Consider the following 21,182-nt stretch of genomic DNA (forward strand, 5'->3'; position numbering starts at 1 on the left):
GCCTAACGCCACCATCAGCTCAAGGCCCGTTATCAATGCCGAAATCTGTTGACCGAATTCCGCCGATGCCGCGTATTCAGGCGATTGACCCGCGTCATTCCGAGCAGAGCTGGGAGAGTGCGCCGCAATTGCTCGCCGCGCTCAACGGCGCACGCCTCGGTGCCTGGTACTGGGACATCGAGCGCGGGCAGATCAGTTGGTCACGTGGCACCCAGGCATTGTTCGGCTTCGACCCTCGGCAGCCGTTGCCGGAAGACCTCGAATACCTCGATTTGCTGCCCCCGGAGGATCGCGCCAAGACCGTTCGCGCCTTCCACGCAGTGATCGCCGGCGCGCCGCTGGAACAAGCGATGCACCACCGCATCCGCTGGCCGGACGGCAGCCTGCACTGGCTGGAGATCAGCGGCAGCCTGCTGCCGGATAAAAACGGCCGCCCCCGAATGATCGGGGTGATTCGCGAAATCACCCACCAGCGTCAACGCGAACAAGCCCTGAGCAGCTCGGAGAAACGTTTCGCGACACTTTTTCACCTGTGCCCGAACATGGTCTTGCTGACCCGTCAGGAAGATGGCCTGATCAGCGAGGCCAACCAGTATTTCGAAAGCCTGTTTGGCTGGCCGGTGCAGAGCGCCATCGGCCGCACCACCCTGGAATTGGGCCTGTGGGTGCATCCGGAGCAACGTGCCGAACTGGTCAAGAAGACCAACACCAAGGGCGAATTGATCAGCATGGAAGTGCAGTTTCGCGCCAGCAACGGGCAGATTCACGATGGCATCCTCAGTGCGCAAAAGGTCGAACTCGAAGGCCAGCCTTATCTGCTCAGCACCTTCCTCGACACCACCGAACGCAAGGCTGCCGAACACGCCTTGAAGGACAGCCAGGAACGTCTCGATCTGGCGCTGGACTCGGCGCAACTCGGCACCTGGGACTGGCACATTCCCAGTGGCATGCTCTACGGCTCGGCGCGCGCCGCGCAATTGCACGGGCTGGAACCGAAACCGTTCCATGAATCGTTCGAAGAGTTTTTCGAAGGCGTGCCCGGCGAGGAGCGCGACAGCATGCGCGACGCCTACCGCAGCCTGCGCGAAGGCCCGGCGGGCAACTATCAACTGACTTATCGCGTGCAATTGCCGGACGGCAGCTCACGCTATCTGGAAAGCCGCGCGCGGCTCTATCGCGACGACAACGGCGCACCGCTGCGCATGGCCGGCACGCTGCTCGACATCACCGATCAGGTCGAACGCGAACAGCGTCTGGTGGCTTCGGAAGAGAAATTCGCCACGCTGTTCCAGGTCAGCCCCGACCCGATCTGCGTCACCCGCCAGGAAACCGGTGAGTTCATCGAGATCAACTCCAGCTTCAGCCAGACTTTCGGCTGGAGCGCCGCCGACGTGATTGGCCACACCGCCGAAGAAATCGGCTTGTGGGACGCGTCGGCGAAAAGCCTGCAACGCATCGAGCGGGTGATCCGCGAACAAGGCCTGAGCAATGTCGCGATTATCGTGCAGCATAAGGACGGGCAATCGCTGACGTGCGTGATTTCCAGCCGGCAGATCAGCGTCGGCGACCAGCCGTGCATCGTCACCACCCTGCGCGATATCACCCAGCAACAGCGCTCGGAAGCGGCGCTGAAAGCCAGCGAAGAGAAATTCGCCAAAGCGTTTCACTCCAGCCCCGACGCCATCACCATCACCGAACGCGACACCGGCCGTTACCTGGAAGTCAACGACGGTTTCTGCCGGCTCACTGGTTATCGCGCTGAAGAAGTCGTGGGCAAAACCGTGTATCAGGTGGGCATCTGGGCCGAGGAAAAACAGCGTTCGGCCTTACTCGCCGAATTGCAGATCAAGGGCCGCGTACACCATCAGGAAATGCTCGGGCGCAACAAGCGCGGGGAGTTACTGACGGTGGAGGTCTCGGTCGAGCCGATCACCCTTAATGAAACCGCGTGCCTGTTGCTGACCGCCCGCGACGTCAGCCTGTTGAAAAACGCCGAAGCGCAGATTCGTCATCTGGCTTATCACGATCCGCTGACCAACCTGCCCAACCGGGCGCTGTTGATGGATCGCCTGAGCCAGCAGATCGCCCTGCTCAAGCGCCACAACCTGCGCGGCGCCTTGCTGTTTCTCGATCTCGATCACTTCAAGCACATCAATGACTCCCTCGGCCACCCGGTCGGCGACACGGTGCTGAAGATCATCACCGCGCGGCTCGAAGCCAGCGTGCGCATGGAAGACACCGTCGCGCGCCTCGGTGGCGATGAGTTCGTGGTATTGCTCAGCGGTCTTGAAGGTTCGCGTAACGAAGTCAGCGTGCAGGTGCGCAATCTGGCCGACACCCTGCGCGAATTGCTCTCGGAACCGATGTTCCTCGACGGCCAGCGCCTGCAAGTGACGCCGAGTATTGGCGTGGCGCTGATCCCCGATCATGGCTCGACGCCGACCGACCTGCTCAAACGCGCCGATATCGCGCTGTACCGGGCCAAGGATTCCGGGCGCAACACCACGCAGATGTACCACAACACCATGCAGAAAGCGGCCAGCGAACGGCTGCGCATGGAGACCGACTTGCGCCTGGCGCTGTCGCGCGGTGAGTTCAACGTGCACTTTCAGCCGCAGGTGGATGCCCGCGACAACCGCATCATCGGTGCCGAAGCCCTGGTGCGCTGGAATCACCCCGAACTGGGCGCGCAGTCGCCTACCGAGTTCATCAAAGTGCTGGAAGACAGCGGCCTGATTCTCGAAGTCGGCACCTGGATTCTGGATGAGGCCTGCAATGCCTTCAAACAACTGATCGCGCAGAAACGGGTCGACCCGCTGAATTTCAGCCTGTGCGTGAACATCAGCCCACGACAGTTCCGTCAGAATGACTTCGTCGAGCGCATCGAGCACAGCATGAGCAGCCACGGCCTGCCCTGCTCGCTGCTGAAACTGGAAATCACCGAAGGCATCGTCATCCAGAACCTCGAAGACACCATCAGCAAAATGCGCCGCTTGAAGAAGCTCGGTGTGAGTTTTGCCATGGATGACTTTGGCACCGGCTATTCGTCACTGACCTACCTCAAGCGCCTGCCAGTGGACACGCTGAAAATCGACCAGTCGTTTATCCGTGATGCGACCACTGACCCGAACGATGCCGAGATCATTCGCGCGATTGTCGCCATGGCACGCAGCCTGGAACTGGAGGTGATTGCCGAAGGCGTGGAAACCCCGGAACAACTGGCGTTCCTGCAGGGTTTGGGCTGCCATTTGTATCAAGGCTATCTGCACAGCCGACCGGTTGCGCTCAAGGATCTGAAAAAGCTCTTGCCATAAACCGTGCACGTTGCAACAGACGCGCAATTGCCACGATTTGCGCCAACCTGTAGGGTCGCGTTTTTTGCGCCGTCTCGAGATCTGTCATGCAGGATGCAACCCTTCCCCGCCCGGCTTTGCTGGGTATCGACCTTGGCACCACCAACAGCCTGATCGCCGTCTGGCAAGACGGTCAGGCCCGCCTGATTCCCAACGCCCTCGGCGAGGTGCTGACGCCCTCGGTGATCAGTCTCGATGACGACGACACGATTCTGGTCGGCAAAGCGGCCCGCGCCCGCCTGACCACGCACCCGGAACGCAGTGCTGCGGCGTTCAAGCGGTTCATGGGCAGCGATAAACAAGTCCAGCTCGGTGCACGTCAGTTCAGCCCGGAAGAGTTATCAGCGCTGGTCCTCGGCGCCCTCAAGCAGGACGCCGAAGCCTTTCTTGGCCATCCGGTGTCGGAAGCGGTGATTTCCGTGCCGGCGTATTTCAGCGACGAACAACGCAAACGCACGCTGTTTGCCGCCGAACTGGCCGGGCTCGCGGTGACACGCCTGATCAACGAGCCGACCGCCGCCGCCATGGCTTACGGGCTGCACGAGCAAAAATTCGAACGGACGCTGATCTTCGATCTGGGCGGCGGCACCTTCGACGTCACGGTGCTGGAATACGCTTTGCCGCTGATCGAAGTGCACGCCTCCACCGGCGACAACTTTCTCGGCGGCGAAGACTTCACGGCGGCGCTGTTGCAGGCCTGCCTGAAACACTGGCAACTGACCCCGGCCATGGTCGATGCGCCAGGCATGGCCAGCCTCGGTGATGCGCTGGAACAACTGAAATGCAAGCTCGGCGAAGGCACTCAACACCTGAGCTGGCGCCACGCCGACAAAACCTTCGAATGGTCGCTGGACGAAGCCGCTGCGGTAAAAATCTGGGAACCGTTGCTGGCGCGTTTGCGCGCGCCGATAGAACAAGCGCTGCGCGATGCTCGCCTCAAGCCTCGCGACCTCGACAGCCTGGTACTGGTCGGCGGCGCCACGCGCATGCCGGCAGTCCAGCAAATGGTCGCGACGCTGTTCGGACGCCTGCCTTACCGGCACCTTGATCCGGACACAATCGTTGCGCTGGGGGCGGCGACGCAGGCGGCGTGCAAGGCGCGCGACGGTGCCGTGGAAGAGCTGATTCTGACTGACGTCTGCCCCTACACGCTGGGCATTTCGACTATGCGGGGCGGCGACATCAAAGGGGCTTTCTCGCCCATCATCGAGCGCAACACCATCATCCCGACCTCAAAGGTGGAGCGTTATCACACGACCTCCCCGGGCCAGGAACTCATCCGTATCTCGGTCTATCAGGGCGAACGTCCGTGGGTGCGCGACAACATTTTCATCGATGCCTTCGATGTCAAACTGACGCCCAGCGAGCATATCCAGGCGCTGGATGTGCGCTTCAGTTATGACATCAACGGCCTGCTTGAAGTGGACGTCACGCTAGCGGAGACGGGCGAACGCCACAGCCACAGCATTGACCGCAGCCCGACCGGGCTGGACGCGCAATCACGTCAAGCCAGCCATGAGCGTTTGACCTCGCTGAAGATTCATCCGCGCGACACCCTGCCCAACCGCACCTTGCTGGCTCGACTGGAACGGGCGTGGACGCAGAGTCTTGGGGAAGAACGCCAGCGCATTGCCGACTGGCTGGACAGCTTCACCACGGTGCTGGGCGGCCAGCGATCGGAAGAGATCGCCAGCCACCGCTCACAACTCAACAAGGTACTGGATGACTTGCGCCTCTAGCCGATGAGCCGGCGCAAAGCCGCCTGCAACCCACCGGACAACGTGTCCTCACGATCACTGTCCGGTGGCACGCCATAGCGATTGGGTAATTTCTCGCCGGGGAAACCGAACAACACCAACGGCAGAAACGGCAACACCGGAGACAGGCCGACCAGCAGCACAAAAGTCGCAACGCCTCGCCCCATATCATGCAGGCGGCGCAGGATGGCGCTTAACAACAGCACCAGCGCCAGGGCCAACACCCCGTAGGCGAATGCCATTGATCCACTGAACAATGCCAACAGTGGCGACAGCAGCAAGATGGCAATCACCTGACCGATAAATGCCTCACGGCCCAATCGCGTGCCAATACGCCAGAACGCCGTCGCCGGCGTCGGGCGAGTGTCGGCTTTGGCCAGCAGCAAACGCTCGGACCACGACAGCAGCGCACTCAACGCAAAGCGCAAACCGAGACCATTTTGCCCATCGTCCTTGGCCCGCTGCATGCGCAGTAGAATTTTCTGCCGTGGCACGCCAGCACTGCCGTAGGCCACCAGGTCCTTGAGCACATCCAGCGCCAGATAAAACGCAGCGCAATCGTTAACGCCTTCATCCGTCAGCGCCTGACGTGGCGGCCGCGTCGGTTCACCCTTGATCAAGCCGTGACGGAATCCGTCGAACCAGTCCTGAGGATTGACCACCTCGGTGATGCTTTCGAGCAGGTATTTGCGTTGTTGCGCATTGAGTAACGGATCGTGATACAGCACGCCTGCCGCGAGCATGCGGCCGAGCAGATCCTCGCTGAAGCTGCCGACATCGCTGCGCATGCATTCGAACAAACGGTCATTGCTCAACAGCCGGGTGCTGTCGAGCGCCTCCTGAACGCTGAACAACTGCCGCGCAAGCAAGGCATGCACCGGATCTGCCGCCTGCAACCAGCCCAACAGACCACTGGCACTCCCCTGTTCACGGTTCAAGCGGCAGAGCAGCGGCTGCAAACGTGCCAGTGGATGTTCACGCACAATATTCATCGCGTCGATGCAGTGCGCCGATTGCGCACCCAGCCAGCGCACCGGTTCGTTGAGCGTAGCGAGCAGGTACAGCGCCTGACGGTGCCACTCCCAGACATCACAATGGCCATCGATCACCGGAAGGTGCAGGCCTTGTTCAGCCAGTCGCGCTTGCAGTTTGAGCCCATAGAGCACCGCGTCGCGCTTGTCGAGACTGAACGCCTCGTCCAGCCGCGCCAGCGACTGGACGTCATAGGCGCGCAAACGCCGCATCCACCGCAGGCTCAGTTCCAGTGGCTCGCCCTTGTGCAGTTCGGGCGCGAGTGCAGTCGCTGTGTCGCCAGCCAGAAAGGCCTCCAGCGCCAACGGAATCGGCGCCTGGGTCAACCAGCAGATCTGCTGATCTGCCTGATAGCGGAAACCCTCCAGGATCAGTTGATCGATCACGTCCGGCGGCTCGGGCGCCGCCATGATCCGTTGCAGCAATGGCACATCACCGCGATGCAAAGCCCAGGCGTGTTGATAGAGGGTTTGCAGCGGCCGGTCATCGCTGTCAGTGATCAGCCACGCCAGCAACGGCAACTCATCCTCGCTGATACGCCACTCGACGAAGGCATCGGCAATGTCTTGCAAGTCGAGTTGCCGCGCCCGGAACCAGCGGCCCAACGTTTCCGGGCGCTGCGATGGACTGCCATATTCCTGGCTGACATCACTCAGGTCATCGGACCAGTCGCGGAAGTTTTCCAGACGATCGAACGCCTGAATCAGCAGCGGCAGGCGTTGCGGCTGATGGCGCGCGCACAGCGCCAACAGCCAGGTCGCGGCTTTCGGGTGCTGATGTTCACGCCAGAGCTGCACCCAGGCCTGAAGCGCCAATTCCTCCATGCCCAGCGCGCTGCGCTGACTCGCCAACAGATAGAGCCAGTCGACATTCTGCGGCGCGAGCCGATGCTGCTCACTGAAAATGTCGAGAAAGTCTTTGCTGGCGATGCCGGCCTGACTGGACTGTATCGCCAGACGCTGCAACAACTGATCATCCGCAGGCAGCGGGATACAGGTATGCAGACTGGCGAAATAGCGGTAGTCATCCAGCGACGCTTCTCGGTGCAGGTGATTCAGCGTGCGCACATACCAGAGCGTTTCCAGTTGCGCGACAGCGGGCCAGTGGCTCATCAACGCGGTATCGAACGGATCCGCCGCGTCGATACGCTGCAAAAATTCGTCGACATGCCGTGCATTATCGAAATCCAGATCCAGCAGGCGGCTTGCCCAGCCAAGCCGTTGGGCCAACAAGCGTGCGCAGACGTGGGAAATCGGACCGGCGTCGAGCAACTCGCGCAACAATGGCCAACACACCTCGTCCAACACTTCCAGCGGCAGACGATCGAGCTCAAGGTTGAACGCCTGCCAGGCCGCAGGATGGAAGCGACGCGTTGAATCAAGCAGTAAGGCGTCGAAATCCGCCATCGTCTGATCGGCAGGACTTACCTCATCATCGGCCGGCTCATCCGGCGCGGGAGTTTCCTCACGAGCGAATCGAAGCGCCAGCTCATAGGCTTCGCGCAGTGCCTGAAAACCTTCCGGGTCGGTTTCCGGGTGGTGTTGCGGCAGGCGCGCGCGATAGGCAACGCGAATGGCGTCGTTGTCTTTGGTGGGCTCGATACCCAAGCGAATCCAGCAGCTCATGACCAGTCAAACTCCCCTAGCGAGTCGGGCCGTTCGGGCAGATGCAGGGGCATGTCCCACGGCAATTGCGCGAAAAACTCGCGGGCATCGCGGTCCAGTTTGGTGATGACCACGGTGGTGCCGATGTAGTCGCCCTGCCGATCGTATTCGTGGCTGAGCTCTTCATCTTTGTTGCCGAGGCAATGCCAGAACGCTTTGCCGAAGACAAAGCCGTTCAGGTAGCTCGTCCAGCTGTCGTAGTAGTACCGCGCGCGCGCCGCCATGCGACCGTGCAGCCAGAGGCTTTCAGTGAGATCGATCCAGCCGTGCAACACCGCTGAGCGCAGCAGAAAGCCCATGCGACCAATGTCCCAGGCACGGATGCCACCGGAACCGCACTCGCCAAAGGTGCGACTGGCCAATTCATGAAAGGCGCGCTGGCGGGTGTCGAGTGTTTCGAGCAATGCCTGCCATTCAGACGGCAGACACCGCTCCCACTGCCGATAGGCTTCGTTCAACTGTGTTGCGTGGCCGGTGTCAGCCGTACTGAGCATGTCCAGTAGTTGCTGGCGTGTGGTGATACCCCAACCGCCCTCGACATCGACGTGTTTGAGATCGAAGCAATAGGTGGGTGCGGCGTAATCGGCGTCGGGATTGAGGGCGACCAAAGGCGCAGAAAGCGCATACAGCCAGCGCTGTTCCAATTCGTCCATGAACAAAGGCTCCGGGGCCAGCGGGAATGAGGGAGTGCCGGCCTTGTTGGCGCGGATTGTAAAGAGCCACGACAGCAGCGGCAAACGTTGCGTCGGCTTTCTTGCGCGCACAAAAAAGGCCCCGACGTATCGGGGCCTTCATTCAGCGGCTCATCGCCGGTTCAGGCGATTGTGTTGCGGCACATGACTCAGTGCTGCAACGCCGGCTTCTGCACCCCATTGATCGGGATGCGTTTGGCTTTCGCTTCTTCGGGGATCACCCGCAACAGGTCGATGCTCAGCAGACCGTTGCTCAGATCCGCCGCCTTGATCTCGATGTGATCGGCCAGGCGGAAGGACAGCTTGAACGCACGCTGGGCAATACCCTGGTGCAGGAAGGTCACGCCTTCGTTGGCGTCACGCTTGCCGCCACTGATGGTCAGCACACCTTTCTCGACTTGCAGTTCCAGGTCTTCTTCCTGGAAACCGGCCGCAGCGACGACGATACGGTATTGGTCATCACCGTGCTTTTCGACGTTGTAAGGTGGGTAGCTGCTGCCGGGCTCGTTGCGCAGGGCGGTTTCGAACAGGTCGTTGAAACGGTCGAAACCCACCGAGGAACGGAACAGTGGCGCGAGGGAAAATGCAGTACTCATGGTTCAAATCTCCTGAAAACAATCAGCAAGGTTTTTTGACTCCGCGACCCGAATTCGGCATCGCGTAACCCTTAGATAGGGACCGCTGAAATGATTTCAAGAGATTATTTGCAGATTTTTTCAGGCCGCTTCGGCAACCGGCAGACCGAGCAAACGCGAGACATGATCCGGTTCAGTTTCACGGCGCAGTACGGTAAACAGCTCGGTCGCTTCCGGATAATTGCGCGTCAGCATGGCCAGCCATTGCTTCAAACGGCCCGGCGATTGGCGCGCGGTCATCTGCGCTTTGGCTTGCAGCCAGAAGTCCTGAATCAGCGGCATCAGCTCGGCCCAAGTCATCTCGACCACTTCTTCACCGGCGCGAGCAGCAGCGATTTGCTTGGCTAGATCCGGGCGTGACACCAGTCCGCGACCGAGCATGATGTCTTCCACGCCACTGATTTCGCGGCAACGCCGCCAGTCTTCGACGCTCCAGATATCGCCGTTGGCGAACACCGGGACTTTGACCACGTCCTGCACGCGCGGGATCCATTCCCAATGCGCTGGGGGTTTGTAGCCGTCCATCTTGGTTCGAGCGTGAACCACGATGTGCTCGGCGCCGCCTTCGGCCAATGCCGTCGCGCAAACCAGTGAACCGTCCGGGCTGTCGAAGCCCAGACGCATTTTTGCGGTGACGGGAATGTGCGCGGGTACGGCGCGGCGCACGTGCTCGACGATCTGGTTGAGCAGTTCAGGTTCTTTGAGCAGCACGGCGCCGCCACGGGATTTGTTCACGGTCTTGGCTGGGCAGCCGAAGTTGAGGTCGATGACTTCGGAGCCGAGCTCGCAGGCCAGTGCAGCGTTTTCCGCGAGGCACACCGGGTCGGAACCGAGCAATTGCACACGCAATGGCACACCGGACGCGGTGCGGGCGCCGTTGAGCAACTCCGGGCCAAACTTGTGGAAATAGGCCGGGGTGAGCAACTGGTCGTTGACCCGAATGAATTCGGTCACGCACCAGTCGATGCCGCCAACGCGGGTCAGCACGTCGCGGAGAATGTCGTCGACCAACCCCTCCATGGGCGCCAGAGCAATTTGCATGGGAAAACACTACTTGAAGAAAAACGTGCGGCAGTTTACTGGATATCGCGCGAATCCGCAGAACAACACATTTCCCTGTGGGAGCGAGCTTGCTCGCGAAGGCGGCGTGTCAGGTATGCATGCATCAACTGACAGACTGCATTCGCGAGCAAGCTCGCTCCCACAGTTTAGATTTGGGCAGACTCTGAGGCTTGGATCGCCGGGCCATAGCCTTCGATGAATTCTGCCGGCATGCGCTTGGGCTTGCCCGTGGACAGTTCAATGCAGACAAACGTGGTTTGCGCGCGCAACAACGTGGTGTTGTCGCTCGGGCGCCTGAGCTGGAAATGCCGGGTCATTTTCAGGCGCTGATCCCAATCGACGATCCAGGTCGCCAATTGCAGTTCGTCGCTTTCATAGGCGGCGGCCAGATAATCGATCTCGTGACGGACCACGGCCATCGCCCGGTCCAGACGCCGGTACTCGACCAGATCCAGGCCCAGACGCTGCGAATGGCGCCAGGCACAACGCTCGAGCCAGGTCACGTACACAGCGTTGTTCGCGTGGCCCAGCCCGTCGATGTCTTCGGCACCTACTTGCAGATCAATGGTAAACGGCGTTGCCCGATCCCAGCCCATGCCCCACTCCCGATCAATGATTCAACCGGGGCAGTGTACCGGATGCTTACGCCGATTGGCGCGCCTGGAGGCTGCGGCCGGCCAGCAGTGATAACACACCATCAACCACGCGCGGGTCGGCCAGCACGCGTTGATGACCGCCACCTTCAAGGCGCAACAGGCGGCTGTCGAACCAGGATTCGTGGATCAGTTGCGATTCCTTGACCGAGACGAAGTTGTCGTCCTCGGCATGCACGATCAGGCCGGGCATATCCAGTTGATAGTGGGCAACGTCGAGCGTGGCGGCGCGCATGCCAACGTCCTGTTCGACCTGACGAATGAAGGCGGAACGCGCTCGCGGCGGCATACCGACGTATCGAGCGAAACCACGCAACACGCCAAGAATGCGTGCAGGCGCGGCAATGCTGACGAGGGTTTCGGTGCGCAGGCCCAGTTGTACGGCGAGCATCGCGCTGGCGCCGCCCATGGAATGGCCGATGACCGCTTGCAGCGGCGGCAGCTCGGCGGCCGCTTCGAGCATCGCCCGAGCGAACAACACGACATTGGCTTCACGCCCCGGCGAACGCCCGTGCGCCGGACCATCCAGCGCGACAACGGTATACCCGGCCTCGACCAGCGCGGTGATCAGTGCGGCGAACTGCGTGGGCCGCCCTTCCCAACCGTGCATCAGCAGCACGGTCGGGCCTTGGCCCCAGCGCAGCGCGGAGAGACCGAAGCGCAAGGTGATGCGCTCGGAACTGGCCAGCAGCGGCAGCTCCCAATCCCTTAGCGGCAGCGACCGTGGCGTCATGAACGCCAGACGCATTTTGCTCGCTACCCGTTGCGGTGCAATCCAGCCCAAGGTGCCATTAACGCCACGAACCCACTTCAACGTGTTCATCGCTCTCTCCTCAGGCGTGTTGCCTTCAGGTCAACGCACCGCCGACTTGGCAGCGCGCAGCAATCGATCGGATAAATCTCCCGGGCCCAGCGCCCTTGCGAGGGCCAGACCACCCACCATCAACGCCACGTCGGCCAAGGCTTTGTCGGTGTCCTCAGGGCTGGACGCCAACTGCGCAATCATCAGTTCCAGGTGTTCGTTGAGCGCGATGCGGAACGATTCCGGCAAACGACCCAATTCGCCAATCGAAGCCGGGATCGGGCACGCTGCGTCGCTGGAATCACGATGCTTGCGCGACAGGTAAAACGCAGCGACCAACGCGCGGCGCTCTTCACCGGTCAGTTCGCTATCCATGTCGGCAATCAGGTCGCGGCGGCGACCGAGCAATTGCTTGAACGCTTCGAGCATCATGGCGTCCTTGCTTTCGAAGTGCGCATAGAAGCCACCGACGGTCAGGCCGGCTGCGCCCATCACTTCGCCCACGCTTGGGTCGGCCGGGCCACGCTGAATCAGTGCGGCGCTGGCAGCCTTGAGGATGCGTTCGCGGGTTTGAGCTTTTTTATCGTTCATCGTTGCCTCCGAATATTACGACTAGAATATTATTCTCATAATAATATTCTGCAAGTCAAGTATATGACCGCTGGTCTGAAGCACAGTGTAAGGAAAAGGAGAATTGGCCAAACGCCAGACAAACAAAAGGGCCATTCAATAATTGAATGACCCTTATAAATCCCGCAGAGCGGGTAATCGTGGCGTCCCCTAGGGGACTCGAACCCCTGTTACCGCCGTGAAAGGGCGGTGTCCTAGGCCACTAGACGAAGGGGACACAAACCTTCTATACAACTGATCAGCGCTGAGAACTGATCGATTCAAGGCCGGTGTGGCCAGACCTTGAACGTGTAAAATTGGTGGAGCTTAGCGGGATCGAACCGCTGACCTCCTGCATGCCATGCAGGCGCTCTCCCAGCTGAGCTAAAGCCCCGGATTTTTCGCCTCGCGGCGGAGTGACATCTTGCAACATCACTTCTGTAAAACTGGCGTCCCCTAGGGGACTCGAACCCCTGTTACCGCCGTGAAAGGGCGGTGTCCTAGGCCACTAGACGAAGGGGACGCAAACCCTTCTATACAACTGATCAACGCTGAGCGTTGATCGCTTCAAGGCCGGTGTGGCCAGACCTTGAAGTGTAAAATTGGTGGAGCTAAACGGGATCGAACCGTTGACCTCCTGCATGCCATGCAGGCGCTCTCCCAGCTGAGCTATAGCCCCTCATCGTTGATGTCATCGCTGAGGACGGGGCGAATCTTAATGGCGTACCGAAACCCTGTCAAACTTATTTTTGAAATTTTTCAAAGTTTTTCGTCGGCATAACAATCACTTACCGCCCTCCCCCGTAAATTCGGGGGGAAAAACGCCGAAGGCCGGAATCAAAAGATCCCGGCCTCCGTTGGTTCCTGCAGAGTCAGGTGCGCTTAAGCGATAGCGCCCAGCAGTTTTTCCCACTCTTTGTTTTCTTTCTTCGACACGCCGCCCAGCAGGTCAATTGCCTGACGCAGGCGATAGCGGGTCAGATCCGGGCCAATGATTTCCATCGCGTCGAGTACCGACACCGAACTCGCCTGCCCGGTGATCGCAGCAAACATCAGCGGCATCGCGTCGCGCAGCTTCAGCTCGAGGGATTCCACCACGGCCTGAATCGTTGCAGTGATGTTGTCTTTTTCCCACTGACGCAGGCTTTCCAGCTTCCACAGGATCAACTGCATCAACTGCCGCACCTGATCGCCCGAGAGCTTTTTCGATTCAAACAGCTTGGCATCCGGATTGACGCCACCGGCGAAGAAGAAGCCGGCCAGCGGTGCAACCTGGCTGAAGGTTTCAACGCGGCCCTGCACCAGCGGCGCGATCTTCATCATGTATTCCGGGTTCAACGCCCAGGTCTGCAGACGGCTGGCGAACTCTTCCACCGGCAGATCACGCAGCCACTGGCCGTTGAGCCACGACAGCTTCTCGATGTCGAAGATCGGCCCGCCGAGGGACACGCGCTTGAGGTCGAAGTTGTCGACCATTTCCTGCAGCGAGAACTTCTCGCGCTCGTCCGGCATCGACCAGCCCATGCGACCGAGGTAGTTGAGCATCGCTTCCGGCATGAAGCCCATGCGCTCGTAGAACGTCACCGAGGTCGGGTTCTTGCGCTTGGACAGCTTGCTCTTGTCCGGGTTGCGCAGCAGCGGCATGTAGCACAGCTCTGGTTGCTCCCAGCCAAAGTATTCGTACAGCAGAATCAGTTTCGGTGCCGATGGCAGCCATTCTTCGCCGCGCAGCACGTGGGTGATGCCCATCAGGTGATCGTCGACCACGTTGGCGAGGAAGTACGTCGGCAGGCCGTCGGTCTTCATCAGCACTTGCATGTCCATGCGATCCCACGGGATCTCGACGTCGCCACGGAGCATGTCCGGCACCACGCAAACGCCTTCGCTCGGCACTTTCATGCGAATTACGTGCGGTTCGCCAGCCGCCAGACGAGCGGCGACTTCTTCTTTCGACAGCAGCAGCGCGCGACCGTCGTAGCGTGGCGTTTCGCCGCGAGCCATTTGCTCGGCGCGCATCTGATCGAGTTCTTCAGCAGTGCAGAAGCATGGGAACGCATGGCCCATGTCGACCAGTTGCTGGCAGTACTTCTGATAAATATCGCCACGCTCGCTCTGGCGATACGGGCCGTGCGGGCCGCCAACGTCCGGGCCTTCGCTCCAGTCGATGCCCAACCAGCGCAGGGCGTCGAATATCTGCTGTTCGGACTCGCGGGTCGAACGCAACTGGTCGGTGTCTTCGATCCGCAGGATGAACTCACCGCCATGCTGCTTGGCAAAGCAGTAGTTGAACAATGCGATGTAAGCGGTACCTACGTGGGGATCCCCGGTAGGCGATGGCGCGATGCGAGTGCGGACGGTGGTCATGGCATGTCTCGAAAAGAATGAAAAGCAAAACAATCAAGCGGCGAATGGTAACAGGCGACACCCGCCCCGCTCCAGCAGACAGGGCATTTAAGCCAAGTTTGCGTCTGGAACGCCCGTAAGCCGTGGTGAATGGGCAAATATCAGCGGATGGCATTTACCGTTTATCGGCTGTATGCCAGATTCGCCTGCTGATAACTTTCCTTACAATTCCTCGACTACAGTTTGCCCATGCCTGCCCAACTCAAGCGTCGCCTGTTGATTTTTCTGCTGCTCGTCCTGCTGATCGCCGGGGGCTTTTTCGCCCATTGGTTTTTCAAGGGACGCTTTTATGAAAGCACTGACAACGCCTATGTCCAGGGCGAAATCACCCGTGTGTCGAGCCAATTGAGCGCGCGCATCGATGAAGTGCTGGTGCAGGACAATCAGCACGTCGAAAAAGGCCAGTTGCTGGTGCGCCTTGAGCCGAATGATTTCCGTCTGGCCATCGATCGCGCCAATGCCGCCCTCGCCACCCGCGAAGCCGAACGCCTGCAAGCGCAAAGTAAATTGACCCAACAATCGAGCCTGATCGCTGCCAGCGATGCGCAAGTGGCGACCACTCAAGCAACGCTCGGCCGTTCGCAGATGGATTTGTCGCGCGCCGAGACTCTGCGCAAACCCGGTTACGTGTCCGAAGAACGCGTGACCACCCTCTCCGCTGACGCGCATATCGCCCGTTCGCAAGTGGCCAAGGCGCAAGCCGACGCACAGGGCCAGCGTCAGCAGGTCAACGCCCTGAACGCGGAGATCAAACGCCTAGATGCACAGATCGCCAACGCCCGCGCCGATCTGGCGCAAGCCGAACTCAACCTGACCCGCAGCGAAATCCACGCGCCAATCAGTGGCCTGGTCGGCCAGCGCGCCGCCCGTAACGGCCAAGTGGTGCAGGCCGGCGCTTATCTGCTGTCGATCGTCCCGGACGAAGACATCTGGGTGCAGGCCAACTTCAAGGAAACCCAGATCGGCCATATGCAGCCCGGTCAAAAAGCCGAGTTGACCTTTGACGCGTATGGCGACACGCCGATCGAAGCACGGGTCGACAGCCTATTCGCCGCCTCCGGCGCGCAGTTCAGCCTGCTGCCTCCGGACAACGCCACCGGCAACTTCACCAAGGTCGTGCAACGAATTCCGGTGAAACTGACCTTCAAGGCCGACAACCCGCTGCACGGCAAGATCCGTCCGGGCATGTCGGTCACCGCCACCGTGAACATCAAAGACGCCCCGGACAATGGCCGGTGATTCGCTGATCCGCCCGGTCGGCGAACCGACCCGGCGCGATTGGATTGCGGTGATGAGCGTGATGCTCGGCGCCTTCATGGCCGTGCTCGACATCCAGATCACCAACTCGTCACTGAAAGACATTCAGGGCGCGCTGTCGGCGACGCTGGAAGAAGGCTCGTGGATTTCCACCTCGTACCTGGTCGCGGAAATCATCATGATTCCGCTGACCGCGTGGCTGGTGCAGTTGCTGTCGGCACGGCGGCTGGCGGTGTGGGTGTCGCTGGGGTTTCTGGTTTCATCGCTGCTGTGCTCGATGGCCTGGAGCCTGGAGAGCATGATCGTCTTTCGCGCCATGCAGGGCTTCACCGGCGGCGCGCTGATCCCGCTGGCGTTCACCCTGACGCTGATCAAGCTCCCCGAGCACCATCGCGCCAAAGGCATGGCGATGTTTGCCATGACCGCCACGTTCGCCCCGTCCATCGGCCCGACGCTGGGCGGCTGGCTCACGGAAAACTGGGGCTGGGAATACATCTTCTATATCAACATTCCGCCGGGGCTGATCATGATCGCCGGGTTGATGTACGGCCTGGAGAAGAAGGAAGCGCACTGGGAACTGCTGAAAAGCACCGACTACACCGGCATCCTCACGCTGGGGATTGGCCTCGGCTGCTTGCAGGTGTTTCTGGAAGAAGGCCATCGCAAGGACTGGCTGGAATCGAGCCTGATCGTGACGCTGGGCAGCATTGCGCTGGTAAGTTTGATCACCTTTGTCATCGTGCAGATTTCCAAACCCAATCCGCTGATCAACCTCGGCATTCTGCGCAATCGCAACTTCGGTTTATCGAGTATTTCCAGCCTGGGCATGGGTGTCGGGTTGTACGGTTCGATCTATCTGTTGCCGCTGTACCTGGCGCAGATTCAGAACTACAACGCCCTGCAGATCGGCGAAGTGATCATGTGGATGGGTGTGCCGCAGTTATTCCTGATTCCGCTGGTGCCGAAGTTGATGAAGTTCATTTCGCCGAAGTGGCTGTGCACCTTGGGGTTCGGGCTGTTCGGGTTGGCGAGTTTTTCATCGGGGGTGCTCAACCCGGATTTCGCCGGGCCGCAGTTCAATCAGATCCAGATCATTCGGGCTCTGGGACAGCCATTGATCATGGTGACCATTTCGCTGATCGCCACGGCGTACATCCTGCCGCAGGACGCGGGGTCGGCGTCGAGTCTGTTCAATATTCTGCGTAACCTCGGCGGTGCGATTGGCATCGCCCTGCTGGCGACGCTGCTGGATGCACGCACCAAGACTTACTTCGATTATTTGCGCGAGGCGGTGGTGCCGACCAATCCACAGGTGGCCGAGCGGCTGGCGTCGATGACCGATCGGTTTGGCAGTGACACGGCGGCGTTGGGCAAGCTGAGCGAGATCGTCCATCAGCAAGCGGCGATCATGGCCTACAACGATGCGTTTCACTTTGTCGGGATTGCGCTGGGGATCAGTATGTTGGCGATATTGCTGACCAAGAAATTGCCGCAAGGGCTGAAGACTGGGGAGTCTCACTGATATTTGCGGTGCCTATTCTGGCCCCATCGCTGGCAAGCCAGCTCCCACAGGTTTCTTTGGTGTTCACAAATTTCGTGTACGCCATCAATCCTTGTGGGAGCTGGCTTGCCAGCGATGAGGCCCGCTCAGGCAATGAAGATCAAACCGCCAAAAGCCGCTCACGCAGTTTGGCAATCTCGTCGCGCATCTGCGCCGCCGCTTCAAACTCCAGATCCCGCGCCAACTGATACATCTTCTCTTCCAGCGCACGAATACGCTTGGTGATCTCGCTCGGCGAACGCAATTCGGCTTCGTACTTGGCGTTCTCTTCGGCAGCCTTGGCCATGCCTTTGCGCTTCTTGCTGCGCGAGCCCGGCACGGTGGCGCCTTCCATGATGTCGGCGACATCCTTGATCACCCCGCGCGGGGTGATGCCGTTTTCCAGGTTGAAGGCGATCTGCTTGTCGCGACGCCGCTCGGTCTCGCCAATCGCCCGCTCCATCGAGCCGGTCATGCGATCGGCATACAGAATCGCCCGGCCATTGAGGTTACGTGCAGCACGACCAATGGTCTGAATCAGCGAACGCTCAGAACGCAAGAAGCCTTCCTTGTCCGCGTCAAGAATCGCCACCAGCGACACTTCCGGCATGTCCAGACCTTCGCGCAGAAGGTTGATCCCGACCAGCACATCGAACGTGCCGAGACGCAGGTCGCGGATGATTTCGACGCGCTCAACCGTGTCGATGTCCGAGTGCAGATAACGCACGCGCACGCCGTGATCGGCGAGGTAATCGGTAAGGTCTTCGGCCATGCGTTTAGTCAGGGTGGTAACCAGCACACGCTCTTCGATCGCCACCCGTTTGGAGATTTCCGACAGCAGATCGTCGACCTGGGTCAGCGCCGGGCGTACTTCAATCTGCGGATCGACCAGCCCGGTCGGGCGCACCAGTTGCTCGACCACGCGCCCAGCATGTTCGGCTTCGTAGTTACCGGGTGTCGCCGAGACAAAAATGGTCTGCGGGCTGACCCCTTCCCATTCGTCAAACCGCATCGGCCGGTTATCCAGTGCAGAGGGCAGACGGAAGCCGTATTCGACGAGGGTTTCCTTACGTGAACGGTCGCCCTTATACATCGCGCCGACCTGCGGCACGCTGACGTGGGATTCGTCGATCACCAGCAACGCATCCGCCGGCAGGTAATCGTAAAGGGTTGGCGGCGCGGCACCGGCCGGACGCCCGGACAGGTAGCGCGAGTAGTTTTCGATGCCGTTGCAGTAACCCAGTTCGAGGATCATTTCCAGGTCGAAACGGGTGCGCTGTTCCAGCCGCTGGGCTTCCACCAGTTTGTTGTTGCTGCGCAGGTATTCGAGGCGTTCCTGCAATTCGACTTTGATGTGTTCGATGGCGTCGAGCAGGGTTTCCCGTGGCGTCACATAGTGGCTCTTCGGGTAGAAGGTGAAGCGCGGCATCTTGCGGATGACTTCGCCGGTCAGCGGGTCGAACGCGGAAATGCTTTCGACCTCGTCATCGAACAGCTCGATGCGAATCGCTTCCAGATCGGATTCCGCCGGGTAAATGTCGATGACATCGCCACGCACACGGAATGTTGCCCGGGCAAAATCCATGTCGTTGCGGGTGTATTGCAGGTCGGCCAAGCGCCGCAGCAATGCGCGTTGATCGAGTTTGTCGCCGCGATCGACGTGCAAGACCATCTTCAAATAAGTTTCCGGGCTGCCCAGACCGTAAATGCACGACACCGTGGTGACGATGATCGCGTCCTTGCGCTCCAGCAACGCTTTGGTCGCGGACAGACGCATCTGCTCAATGTGGTCGTTGATCGACGCGTCCTTCTCGATAAAGGTGTCGGACGACGGCACATAGGCTTCGGGCTGGTAGTAGTCGTAGTAGGAAACGAAATATTCGACGGCGTTGTTCGGGAAAAACGCCTTGAACTCGCCGTACAGCTGCGCAGCCAAGGTTTTGTTCGGCGCCAGCACCAGCGTCGGGCGCTGTATTTGCGAGATGACATTGGCGATGCTGAAGGTCTTGCCCGAACCGGTCACACCGAGCAGCGTCTGGTGCGCCAGCCCGGCTTCAATGCCCTCGACCAGTTGGCGAATGGCTTCCGGCTGATCGCCGGCGGGCTCGAAGCGGGTGACAAGCTGGAATTCGGACATACACACCTCTGGGATCGCGGCATTCCGAACAAAGCGGAGCACCACGGGGACGACCGCAAACGACCGATGTCGCGCAAGAAAAAAGCTGGATTGTGCTCAATGTGGTGGCGATTGCCCGCTCTTTCAAGGCAAACGTCCTACATCCGGTAAAGACTCTGACATGAGCAATCGACTAACGGTCAAGAAATAATCGGAAAAACTTGCCTGAAAAGCCTAATCGCCTGTCGCCATTGCTCGCAGATGGCCTCTATACTAGCTCCCCGTTTGTGCACCGCTCTAGTGCATTCGGCTGGAGCGCCACACGTCCCTCCACTATCCATTCAGAGCCGCCGCAATAATGAGCCTGTTCTCCGCTGTCGAAATGGCACCCCGCGATCCAATCCTGGGCCTCAACGAAGCATTCAACGCCGATACCCGGACCACCAAGGTCAACCTGGGCGTGGGTGTTTACTGCAACGAAGAGGGGCGAATTCCACTTCTGCGCGCTGTAATCGAAGCCGAGACGATTCGCGTCGCTCAACACGCTTCGCGCGGCTACCTGCCGATCGATGGCATCGCCGCCTACGACCAGGCCGTGCAAAAGCTGCTGTTCGGCAACGACTCGCCGCTGATCAGCGCCGGTCGCGTTATCACCACTCAGGCCGTCGGCGGGACCGGCGCACTGAAAATCGGTGCCGACTTCCTCAAGCAACTGCTGCCGAACGCCGTTGTGGCGATCAGCGACCCGAGCTGGGAAAACCACCGCGCGCTGTTCGAAACCTCCGGTTTCCCGGTGCAGAACTACCGCTACTACGACGCCGCCACCCACGACGTTAACCGTGCCGGCATGCTCGAAGACCTCAACGCCCTGCCGAACGGCTCGATCGTTATCCTCCACGCGTGCTGCCACAACCCGACCGGCGTCGACCTGACCCCGGCGGACTGGAACAACGTGCTGGACGTCGTCCGCGCCAAAGGTCACGTGCCGTTCCTCGACATGGCTTACCAGGGTTTCGGCGACGGTATCGACGAAGACGCCGCTGCCGTGCGCCTGTTCGCTGAGTCCGGCCTGACGTTCTTCGTCTCGAGCTCGTTCTCCAAGTCGTTCTCGCTGTACGGCGAGCGCGTTGGCGCGCTGTCGATCATCAGCGAGTCGAAAGAAGAAAGCGCGCGCGTACTGTCGCAAGTCAAACGCGTGATCCGCACCAACTACTCCAACCCGCCGACCCACGGTGCAAGCATCGTCGCTGCGGTGTTGAACAGCCCGGAACTGCGCGCGCAGTGGGAAGCCGAGCTGGCCGAAATGCGTCTGCGCATTCGCGGCATGCGTGAGCAGATGGTTGCCCTGCTGGCCGAGAAAGCACCGGGCCGCGACTTCAGCTTCGTCGGTCGCCAGCGCGGGATGTTCTCCTACTCCGGCCTGACCACTGAACAGGTTCATCGCCTGCGCAACGAGTTCGGCATCTACGCCCTGGACACCGGCCGCATCTGCGTGGCTGCGCTGAACCAGAGCAACATCAAGGCTGTGACGGATGCGATCGTTCAGGTCATCTGATTTCGCTGCCTGATGAAAAACGGGAAGCCTTGGGGCTTCCCGTTTTTTATTG

General features: G+C 60.2%; 14 protein-coding genes and 4 tRNA genes. 5 read left to right on the forward strand and 13 right to left on the reverse strand.

Annotated elements, in window-relative coordinates:
* Positions 1-35 precede the first annotated feature (35 nt).
* Both WA225_RS01505 and WA225_RS01510 read left to right on the forward strand, forming a co-directional pair.
* A complete protein-coding gene (locus WA225_RS01505) occupies positions 36-3,314 on the forward strand; it encodes a sensor domain-containing protein (protein ID WP_422606601.1) in 3,279 nt (1,092 codons plus the stop codon).
* 86 nt (positions 3,315-3,400) lie between these two features.
* Positions 3,401-5,092 (forward strand): Hsp70 family protein, encoded by a 1,692-nt coding sequence (locus WA225_RS01510; protein WP_422606602.1) that lies wholly within the window; start codon positions 3,401-3,403, stop codon positions 5,090-5,092.
* On the opposite strand, the gene WA225_RS01515 is transcribed toward WA225_RS01510, so the two are convergent.
* The 12 genes from WA225_RS01515 to gltX all read right to left on the reverse strand — a co-directional run bounded on the left by WA225_RS01515 (position 5,089) and on the right by gltX (position 14,623).
* On the reverse strand, positions 5,089-7,767 hold the full coding sequence (locus WA225_RS01515) for a DUF805 domain-containing protein (protein WP_422606603.1): 2,679 nt from the start codon (positions 7,765-7,767) through the stop codon (positions 5,089-5,091). The genes WA225_RS01510 and WA225_RS01515 overlap by 4 nt on opposite strands.
* The gene (locus tag WA225_RS01520; RefSeq protein WP_422606604.1) at positions 7,764-8,459 is read right to left on the reverse strand and encodes a DUF1266 domain-containing protein; all 696 of its coding nucleotides are present in this window, start codon (positions 8,457-8,459) and stop codon (positions 7,764-7,766) included. Before WA225_RS01520 ends, WA225_RS01515 begins: the two co-directional genes overlap by 4 nt.
* Before the next feature lie 188 nt (positions 8,460-8,647).
* A complete protein-coding gene (locus tag WA225_RS01525; protein ID WP_016985252.1) occupies positions 8,648-9,094 on the reverse strand; it encodes an Hsp20 family protein in 447 nt (148 codons plus the stop codon).
* A gap of 120 nt (positions 9,095-9,214) precedes the next feature.
* The gene (locus tag WA225_RS01530) at positions 9,215-10,174 is read right to left on the reverse strand and encodes a tRNA dihydrouridine synthase (protein WP_116031011.1); all 960 of its coding nucleotides are present in this window, start codon (positions 10,172-10,174) and stop codon (positions 9,215-9,217) included.
* A gap of 167 nt (positions 10,175-10,341) precedes the next feature.
* Entirely contained in the window at positions 10,342-10,791 is a 450-nt protein-coding gene (locus WA225_RS01535) for an acyl-CoA thioesterase (RefSeq protein WP_422606605.1), read from the reverse strand.
* A gap of 46 nt (positions 10,792-10,837) precedes the next feature.
* On the reverse strand, positions 10,838-11,671 hold the full coding sequence (locus tag WA225_RS01540) for an alpha/beta fold hydrolase (protein ID WP_150794302.1): 834 nt from the start codon (positions 11,669-11,671) through the stop codon (positions 10,838-10,840).
* A 30-nt stretch (positions 11,672-11,701) separates the two neighbouring features.
* Positions 11,702-12,241: a TetR/AcrR family transcriptional regulator gene (locus WA225_RS01545; protein WP_045122549.1), complete on the reverse strand. Its 540-nt coding sequence runs from the start codon at positions 12,239-12,241 to the stop codon at positions 11,702-11,704.
* Between the two features lie 180 nt (positions 12,242-12,421).
* Positions 12,422-12,497, reverse strand: a tRNA-Glu gene (locus WA225_RS01550).
* Between the two features lie 80 nt (positions 12,498-12,577).
* Positions 12,578-12,653, reverse strand: a tRNA-Ala gene (locus tag WA225_RS01555).
* A gap of 53 nt (positions 12,654-12,706) precedes the next feature.
* Positions 12,707-12,782: transfer RNA gene (locus tag WA225_RS01560), tRNA-Glu, on the reverse strand.
* Between the two features lie 80 nt (positions 12,783-12,862).
* Positions 12,863-12,938 (reverse strand) — tRNA-Ala (locus tag WA225_RS01565).
* A 203-nt stretch (positions 12,939-13,141) separates the two neighbouring features.
* Positions 13,142-14,623, reverse strand: coding sequence for a glutamate--tRNA ligase (gene gltX / locus WA225_RS01570; protein ID WP_422606606.1), 1,482 nt, complete (start codon positions 14,621-14,623; stop codon positions 13,142-13,144).
* A gap of 228 nt (positions 14,624-14,851) precedes the next feature.
* Between gltX and WA225_RS01575 the strand changes: the two genes are divergently transcribed.
* Positions 14,852-15,901, forward strand: coding sequence for an HlyD family secretion protein (locus WA225_RS01575; RefSeq protein WP_095111759.1), 1,050 nt, complete (start codon positions 14,852-14,854; stop codon positions 15,899-15,901).
* Positions 15,902-15,950: 49 nt separating this feature from the next.
* The gene (locus WA225_RS01580; protein ID WP_422606635.1) at positions 15,951-17,441 is read left to right on the forward strand and encodes an MDR family MFS transporter; all 1,491 of its coding nucleotides are present in this window, start codon (positions 15,951-15,953) and stop codon (positions 17,439-17,441) included.
* 139 nt (positions 17,442-17,580) lie between these two features.
* Here WA225_RS01580 and uvrB read toward each other — a convergent pair whose 3' ends face one another.
* The gene (gene uvrB, locus WA225_RS01585) at positions 17,581-19,596 is read right to left on the reverse strand and encodes an excinuclease ABC subunit UvrB (protein ID WP_422606607.1); all 2,016 of its coding nucleotides are present in this window, start codon (positions 19,594-19,596) and stop codon (positions 17,581-17,583) included.
* Positions 19,597-19,933: 337 nt separating this feature from the next.
* On the opposite strand from uvrB, the gene WA225_RS01590 reads away from it, so the two are divergent.
* Positions 19,934-21,130 carry an amino acid aminotransferase gene (locus WA225_RS01590; RefSeq protein WP_422606608.1) on the forward strand — a complete coding sequence of 399 codons (1,197 nt, stop codon included), beginning with the start codon at positions 19,934-19,936 and terminating at the stop codon, positions 21,128-21,130.
* Positions 21,131-21,182: the final 52 nt, after the last annotated feature.

Source organism: Pseudomonas sp., from assembly GCF_049300855.1.
Lineage (GTDB): Bacteria > Pseudomonadota > Gammaproteobacteria > Pseudomonadales > Pseudomonadaceae > Aquipseudomonas.

Bases quoted from the DNA above. Each gene is read 5' to 3' on its own strand.
- WA225_RS01505 (WP_422606601.1), top strand. From the start codon at position 36: ATGCCGAAATCTGTTGACCGAATTCCGCCGATGCCGCGTATTCAGGCG.
- WA225_RS01510 (WP_422606602.1), top strand. From the start codon at position 3,401: ATGCAGGATGCAACCCTTCCCCGCCCGGCTTTGCTGGGTATCGACCTT.
- WA225_RS01515 (WP_422606603.1), bottom strand. From the start codon at position 7,767: ATGAGCTGCTGGATTCGCTTGGGTATCGAGCCCACCAAAGACAACGAC.
- WA225_RS01520 (WP_422606604.1), bottom strand. From the start codon at position 8,459: ATGGACGAATTGGAACAGCGCTGGCTGTATGCGCTTTCTGCGCCTTTG.
- WA225_RS01525 (WP_016985252.1), bottom strand. From the start codon at position 9,094: ATGAGTACTGCATTTTCCCTCGCGCCACTGTTCCGTTCCTCGGTGGGT.
- WA225_RS01530 (WP_116031011.1), bottom strand. From the start codon at position 10,174: ATGCAAATTGCTCTGGCGCCCATGGAGGGGTTGGTCGACGACATTCTC.
- WA225_RS01535 (WP_422606605.1), bottom strand. From the start codon at position 10,791: ATGGGCTGGGATCGGGCAACGCCGTTTACCATTGATCTGCAAGTAGGT.
- WA225_RS01540 (WP_150794302.1), bottom strand. From the start codon at position 11,671: ATGAACACGTTGAAGTGGGTTCGTGGCGTTAATGGCACCTTGGGCTGG.
- WA225_RS01545 (WP_045122549.1), bottom strand. From the start codon at position 12,241: ATGAACGATAAAAAAGCTCAAACCCGCGAACGCATCCTCAAGGCTGCC.
- gltX (WP_422606606.1), bottom strand. From the start codon at position 14,623: ATGACCACCGTCCGCACTCGCATCGCGCCATCGCCTACCGGGGATCCC.
- WA225_RS01575 (WP_095111759.1), top strand. From the start codon at position 14,852: ATGCCTGCCCAACTCAAGCGTCGCCTGTTGATTTTTCTGCTGCTCGTC.
- uvrB (WP_422606607.1), bottom strand. From the start codon at position 19,596: ATGTCCGAATTCCAGCTTGTCACCCGCTTCGAGCCCGCCGGCGATCAG.
- WA225_RS01590 (WP_422606608.1), top strand. From the start codon at position 19,934: ATGAGCCTGTTCTCCGCTGTCGAAATGGCACCCCGCGATCCAATCCTG.